The sequence below is a fragment of the Flavobacterium sp. WG21 genome (assembly GCF_000335775.1).
Taxonomy (GTDB): domain Bacteria; phylum Bacteroidota; class Bacteroidia; order Flavobacteriales; family Flavobacteriaceae; genus Flavobacterium; species Flavobacterium tructae.
Genome location: NZ_AMYW01000038.1, coordinates 37,335 through 44,168, shown reverse-complemented (window position 1 = coordinate 44,168; position 6,834 = coordinate 37,335). Strand labels below are relative to the sequence as shown.

Below are 6,834 nucleotides of genomic sequence, written 5' to 3'. Positions count from 1 at the left end.
ATATTTTTTTGAGCTTTGTTTTTTTGTAACTTAGAACCTCAGCAACTTAGAAGCTTAGTACCTGAAAAAATCTATTTATCCTTATCCTTCCTTTTCTTATCTCTCGTTTTTAACATGTTTCGATTGACAGATCCGTGGGTTTTCTTTTTGGTTTTAGACGGACCACCAAGATTGACTTTTTTGTTCTTTTTCGATTTTTCGTGAAACGCACCGTCACCCTCAAGTTTTGGTTTTTTCATTAAGAACTTAATAGGCTGCTTGTCTTTTTCAGGTTCGATTAGTTTGGTTGAAATTTCAACTTCTTCAGGGAAATCGGCAATTTCCAGTTCCTGATTCATTAATACCTCAACTTCAATTTTGAATTCTTCTTCACGTGGCGTGATAAAACTAATAGCTGTTCCGGTAGCATCTGCACGACCTGTACGACCAATTCTGTGCATGTACAATTCAGGGAATTCAGGGAGTTCAAAGTTAATAACGTGGGAGATGTTCGAAATGTCTAAACCTCTGGCCATGATATCGGTGGTGATTAATCCGCGAAGATTACCTTCCTGAAATTCTGCCATAGTACTCAAACGGTAATTTTGAGATTTATTAGAGTGAATTACTCCAAACTGACCTTCAAAATCCTCTTCGATTCGGGTATGAAGCATATCCGAAATCTTTTTATTGTTCACGAAAACCAAAACACGTTCCATGCTTTCATTGGTTTCCAGTAAATGTTTCAGCAAATTTACTTTGGTATTGAAATTCGGAACATTATAAGTAATCTGTGTAATTTTTTCCAAAGGTGTTCCCGAAGCAGCAAGTGTTACCTCTTCCGGAAAGTCAAAAAAGTCATTCAGTACAGCATCAACTTCATCGGTCATGGTTGCTGAGAATAGAATGTTTTGACGTTTGGTTTTCATCATCGCCAAAAGAGCGGTCAATTGCGTACGGAAACCTAAATTCAGCATTTCATCAAACTCATCAATAACCAATTTCTGAGTTTCATCAAAACGTACTACGGCATCCAACGCTAAATCCATTGTTCTACCTGGTGTTCCAACTAAAATGTCTACACCTTCATACACTGCTTTTTTCTGTGTATTGATGTTTACTCCACCAAAAATACCCAGTGTTTTAACCGACATGTATTTGGTTAATTTCTCTACTTCTTCTACTACCTGAACGACTAATTCACGGGTTGGAACCAGAATTACAATTTTAGGCGTATTGGTATTGGTGAATTTGTATAATTTTAGAAGGGGTAATAAGTAAGCAAATGTTTTACCGGTACCGGTTTGTGCAATTCCCATCATGTCACGGCCAGACATAATCACTGAAAAAGATTTTTCCTGAATTGGGGTAGGAGTAACAAAACCTAGTTCGTCGATAGCTTTTTGTACTGATTTTGGGAGATTGAATTTTTCGAAAGTGCTCATTTGCATTAAATTTTGTGCAAATATAGCTATAAATAGCTGAAAATCGATGTTTCTTAGAAATTACGACAGTTTGTGGGCTTCGAATTTCTTAAAAATGCAGTTTAAAAAGCTATAAAAATCGTTTTATTCGCAGTAAAAGTTCATTTGGATTAAATGGTTTAGCAATAAAATCGTCTACACCCAATTCAAAAGCTTCTTCAACAGTGTTTTCTTCTTCCCCCAGTGAAGAAAGTGCAATAACACGAATATCCTTGTAACTTTGCTTGATTTCATTGATGATTTCCAGACCGGATTTAAGAGGTACGGTAATCGTGGTAATCACCAAATCCGGCATAATAACGGGAAGCCGCTCCATGGCATTGATACCATCTTTCGCAATACTTACTTTGAAGCCTTCTTTTTTCAGAATGAATTTTAGAATCTCAACAGTCATATCATCATTATCGATGATCATAATTTTTTTATCGGTAGTATCCATTTTGACTATTATTTTTTATATAACTCTATTTCGTCCAGCATTATCATTGCTTTTTTGTTTTTTCGCTTTCTCCAGACGGGCAATTCCTTCCGGTTTTCTGCTACGATTTTGATCTTGGTAAAACTACTGAATATCTGATTTTCGACTTCCCATGATTGTGTTGTAATTTCGTAGTCTTCTGTTAAAATGTTGCAAATTTGCTCTTTAATAAGTTCCCATTTCTGATTCTTAAAACCATAGATTTTTATTTTTTTTGGTATAAAAATCCAATGTCTCTGATCGCTTAGGAAATTTAATTTTAAGATGTTGAAATCAAGATTTTTGGTTTCGATTTCAATTTCAGGATTTGTATCATACCATCCAATCCAGTTGATATTGAAGTTTTTATAACCCCTGTTTCCATCAACCAAACCATAACTTCCTTTGCCTTTAAACTCATCAGATGGAGGTGTTAAAAAGGTAACTTTCAGGTCCTCGCCCAAATGAGTAGTGGTGTTTTTGCAAATTTCAATCCATTCTTTATAATAATTATCAGGAGAAATTCCGTCTTCGCTCAGTTCATAAACTCCAAATTGATTGCAGGATTGTGAGAATTTTAAAACTCGTTCTGTTAAACCCGGTTTTACCTCTTTTTCACCTGTGGTATTTACGACAAACATTCCGTGTTGGTTTTTTCCATAAAATTTGGCCTGTTCAAAATAAACAAATTCTAAAGCCAGTCGTAATTTATGAACGCGTGCGCTTAAAATGGAATCATTTTCGACAGCATTATTGGCCTGTTCCAAAAAATGATCGTATTGGTCCATAGCTTCAGGGGTCAGGAACGTATTTCGCGCCTGAACAGGACCGGAATAAATATCTAAATAAGCTTTACTTTTACTTTGATTGGCTTCTATAAGGTCAAGGTATTTTGCGACAAAGGGAGCTGCTTTTCCGTAAAAACCTCTGAGGAAATCAGCGGTAACAGCTTTAATGTCAATATCAGTATTCCACATTAATTTTGCCAGCAGATATTGTCGTAATTCCGAAAGATCGCCCGGAACATCAGCATATCCCTGTACAAATAGTCCTTTTACTTTGTTTTTTTGAAAGAGTTTATAGTTGCTTTGAAAAGATTCAAAATTAGGAAAAGGGGACATGAAATTAGAGAATTGTACGGTGTAATCCCATAAAAATAACTGTGGTGAAGTCGTGCTCCAGTTTTCAAGGTTTTTGACAAATGATGGGTTATTCTGATTGGTAATGGGTTTACCACGATCCAGTTCAATCGGGCATAAGATCGTACAAATGTTTGGAGCTGTTTTCAGATTTACAGGCGGTTTGAAGGTGTGAAGATAGGCAAGGGTAGTAATTTTTGTTTCAGGAAAACGAGCCGCAATTTTATTTAGAAAATAATAAAACGAACCTTGCGGACCGCCATATTTAGTGTTCATTGCTTTGCATTGTGTACATTCGCAATACACGACGTCATCATTCTGGCTTACCGAATAGAATTGCGCATGGGGTGTTTTTGCGATAATTTCAGTCATTTTTTCCTCTACCAGACTCACAACGGTGTCATTAGTCATACACAAAGATTCTGTATTTCGTTCCCCTTCGTACAAAGCAAAAAGTTTGGGATTATTTTTAAAATATTCTTTTGGCGGAACAAGCATGCTAAAAGAATGTCCCCAAAGGCCAAAATCGTCAATATGCCAATCGAGTTTGTGCCAGTCCCTGAAATTTTCGTCATAACAATCAGGGTAAAACAAAGCTCTGTAATCAAAAGAGGGCTGATAGATTTTACTTGTGTTTTTGGCAAAAGTAAACTGAGTTACTTTTGGAATGTAAGTTTCTGTTGCGGTAAATTTTCTAAATTCCCAGATTTCGAGTAAAGTATAGACGGCATAACGCAGGTATTTCTGATTTGGAGCCGTAATATAAATTGATTTTGAATCGCTTTTGATACTGAATTCATTTGCTTTGAGTTTTTTATCATTGAAAATTTCCAGTAGGATTTCAGAAACATCACTCTCTTTTTGACTTTTTGTAGTAATTTCAAATGGTTTCGACACGGATTTCTCCAGATACAATTTTAGTATTCTTGCTGCAGCCTGAGTACTTTCGGACGTAGCAATAATTTTGGTTTTATCGGTTATTGTAATTTCAGATTGTGCCATCATCTTAAAACTAAGCAGGGTGAGAATAAGTATTTGCAAATAGTGAAGACGCTTTTTTTTCATACGATTTAAAATTTATATTGCAGTAAAAAAGCGAAGTCAAGTTCGTTTTGAAACTTTTTAGGGATGTATTCCTGTTGGTTGTTAGTGATTAATATTCCAAAAATATAATGGGTTTTGATTAATTTGTAAAAGCCGGCACTCAGTCTGTACGAACTTAAAGAAGCTCTGTTTTCATATTCCGCTGCTCTCGTCTGATCATCCGGCGAAGTCCCATAACCTGCAATTAGGGTAAGATAATCAAACTTAGTACCGTAATAGTAGCGGGAGGTAAGGGTAAAGGACGGTCCGTCTTTTTGAATGTAAGATCTTAAATTGACCCAGTATGCCCCGAAATATTTTCCTAATCCTACATTTAAAGTTTTTAAATTGCTGTTGTCCTGCATTTCGATGTAGCGAAAGCCTAAATCTACCTCCCAGCCTTTGGCGAAATTGTAGAAATAGGAATATCCTAATCTCCATTCAGGAAAAGCGATGTCACTGCTGTAGGTGACATCAATGTAGGAATAGTTGTTTTTCTTTCCCGACAGATAAGATTCGACTTCAAATTGAAGTCCGCTGGCCATGACCTGACTGGAAGATCTTCTTTCGGCATAACTGACTCTTCCAATTAAACTTCCCCAGGTACGTTGATGTGTATAATCGGCACTTGCCAGATGCCACGGACCAACACCGTCGCGATCAATTGTGGTAAAGTTGTAATAAACACCCGCCCGATCCATATTAGTTCTGGAGTACAAGGCAAAGAGACGCTGTTCGATGTCGGCATCACTGGGGTATTTTGCTCTTATCGATTGGAGGTATTTTTCTTCATTTTTAGTGTCATTCTGCAGAGAATAAATCGCAATTGTTTTCAGTCTGAAAGTTTTGTTGTCAGGAAACTGTTCAATTGCTTTATTGGTTAAGACCAGAGCTTCGTCGTAATTTTTCGCCTCTAAATCCATGTTGATTAAATAGAGATAAGCATCCTCATAAGCTGGATTTTTATTAATTACATAGTTGTAGTAAAATCGGGCACTGTCTTTTACTTTTATCAGGTCATAATTTCGCCCCAATACCAGATAGAAATCCAGGTAATCCGGAGCCAGTTTTTTTCCTAACTGAGCTCTCTGGATATTTGCTTTGTAGTTCGGACGGGCATTTTTCATGTCGTGGAGCACAACAGTCAAAAGGCTGTCAGTGTCTATTTTTTTTTGACCTTTTGTGGTTTGACAGGTCAATAGAAATAAACAAAAAAGCAGTCTTATTAGAGCTATAGTTCTGTTATGTTTCATAATCAGCTTATTTTTTAGTTGAGCTTTCGTATCCTTTACGGACCATTACGCCCCAGTTTTGTTCTTTTCTTCGAAAGAAGAGCCAGTAGCCTTTCAGTGAGGCATAAATCGTTATCGGGTGGTACACAAAAGGCTCAAGTGCGGCCATCCCGATGAGAATCATTAATTCTTTATAATTGGCATAACTTTTATACAGTATTTCATCTATCAATATGGATATTATGGTTATGGAGAGATAGAATAGATAGACTAATAAGCTTATAATCAGTAAATATTGATAGTCAATCATTCCAAATATAAAACTGAAAATGAGAGTCAGAATACCAATAAATTCAATAATAGGAACTAAAAACTCAAAACTGAAAAAGAAAGGTAATACCAGAAATGCTGTTCGTCCGTATTTTGGATTTAAAAACATTTTCCGATGCAGCTGTAAAGTTTGCACTAATCCTCTTGCCCAGCGAATGCGCTGTCTTAAGAATATTTTTCGCGTACTTGGAACTTCTGTCCAGCAGAGTGATTCCGGAATGTATTTGATTAAGTATTTTTCTTTGGTATCGTGCATGTATTTTCGCATGCGCGTCACCAGTTCCATATCTTCGCCTAAGGACTGATGCCAGTACCCACCAGCTTTAATCACAATGTCTTTATCAAACATACCGAGACCTCCAGAAACCAAAAGCAGACCGTTTAGCTGACTCCACGCCATTCTTCCAAATAAAAAAGAGCGCACGTATTCTAATTCCTGAAAACGCGGATACCATTCTTTAGGATAATGAACTTTAAACAAAAAGCCTTCCTTGATATCGCAGGAGTTTGAAATCCTGATTCCGGCTCCGCAGGCAATGACACGAGTTTCATTCTCCATAAACGGTTTGGCCAATTTCAAAATAGTATCTCTTTTTAAAATACAATCTACATCAGTGCATAAAAACAGGGGGTATTGCGAAGAGTTTATCCCGGCATTTGCAGCATCAGCTTTACTTTTTCCGTTTATTTTGTCGACAATCAGTAATTTAGAATAAACGGGATTCTTTGATTTATAATGTCCGCGAACGGGCTGTGTGACTATTTTCTCCTGATAATAAAAGTCAATTTTAACCAGATCAAATTCGGCAATTAGTTTTTCCAGCGTATCGTCAGAACTTCCGTCATTGACAATAATGATTTCGTATTTCGGATAGGTCAGAGAGAGCAGGGATTTAACATTGTAAACGATATTTACTCCTTCATTAAAAGCAGGAGCCACAATGGAAACGCCCAGTATATGGTTCGAACGAATTAAAACCTCTTCTTCCAGGTATTTTTGATATTTTAAATGTTTTACAATCGCCCAATACGAAAGGACAGACAGAAAGATGTAGAACAGAATATATCCGATTGAAAAATGGATCACAAAGACATTGTAACAGTGAATAATATAATGTAGAAAATCAGTC

Annotated in this window: 5 protein-coding genes; all 5 read right to left on the bottom strand. The window is 36.5% G+C overall.

From position 1 onward, the window contains the following. Window positions 1-71: 71 nt before the first annotated feature. Complete coding sequence (locus C245_RS0120150; protein WP_017498426.1) at window positions 72-1,424, bottom strand: DEAD/DEAH box helicase; 1,353 nt, start codon at window positions 1,422-1,424, stop codon at window positions 72-74. A gap of 109 nt (window positions 1,425-1,533) precedes the next feature. Then, window positions 1,534-1,902: a response regulator transcription factor gene (locus C245_RS0120145; protein WP_017498425.1), complete on the bottom strand. Its 369-nt coding sequence runs from the start codon at window positions 1,900-1,902 to the stop codon at window positions 1,534-1,536. Window positions 1,903-1,910: 8 nt separating this feature from the next. Next, window positions 1,911-4,124 carry a DUF4838 domain-containing protein gene (locus tag C245_RS0120140; RefSeq protein ID WP_035747022.1) on the bottom strand — a complete coding sequence of 738 codons (2,214 nt, stop codon included), beginning with the start codon at window positions 4,122-4,124 and terminating at the stop codon, window positions 1,911-1,913. 5 nt (window positions 4,125-4,129) lie between these two features. Beyond that, window positions 4,130-5,395 (bottom strand): YaiO family outer membrane beta-barrel protein, encoded by a 1,266-nt coding sequence (locus C245_RS0120135; protein ID WP_081603549.1) that lies wholly within the window; start codon window positions 5,393-5,395, stop codon window positions 4,130-4,132. A 7-nt stretch (window positions 5,396-5,402) separates the two neighbouring features. Next, window positions 5,403-6,791: a glycosyltransferase family 2 protein gene (locus C245_RS0120130; protein WP_232424390.1), complete on the bottom strand. Its 1,389-nt coding sequence runs from the start codon at window positions 6,789-6,791 to the stop codon at window positions 5,403-5,405. Between the last annotated feature and the right edge of the window lie 43 nt (window positions 6,792-6,834).

Coding starts and splice junctions, on each gene's coding strand:
- C245_RS0120150 (WP_017498426.1), bottom strand. CDS start 1,424: ATGAGCACTTTCGAAAAATTCAATCTCCCAAAATCAGTACAAAAAGCT.
- C245_RS0120145 (WP_017498425.1), bottom strand. CDS start 1,902: ATGGATACTACCGATAAAAAAATTATGATCATCGATAATGATGATATG.
- C245_RS0120140 (WP_035747022.1), bottom strand. CDS start 4,124: ATGAAAAAAAAGCGTCTTCACTATTTGCAAATACTTATTCTCACCCTG.
- C245_RS0120135 (WP_081603549.1), bottom strand. CDS start 5,395: ATGAAACATAACAGAACTATAGCTCTAATAAGACTGCTTTTTTGTTTA.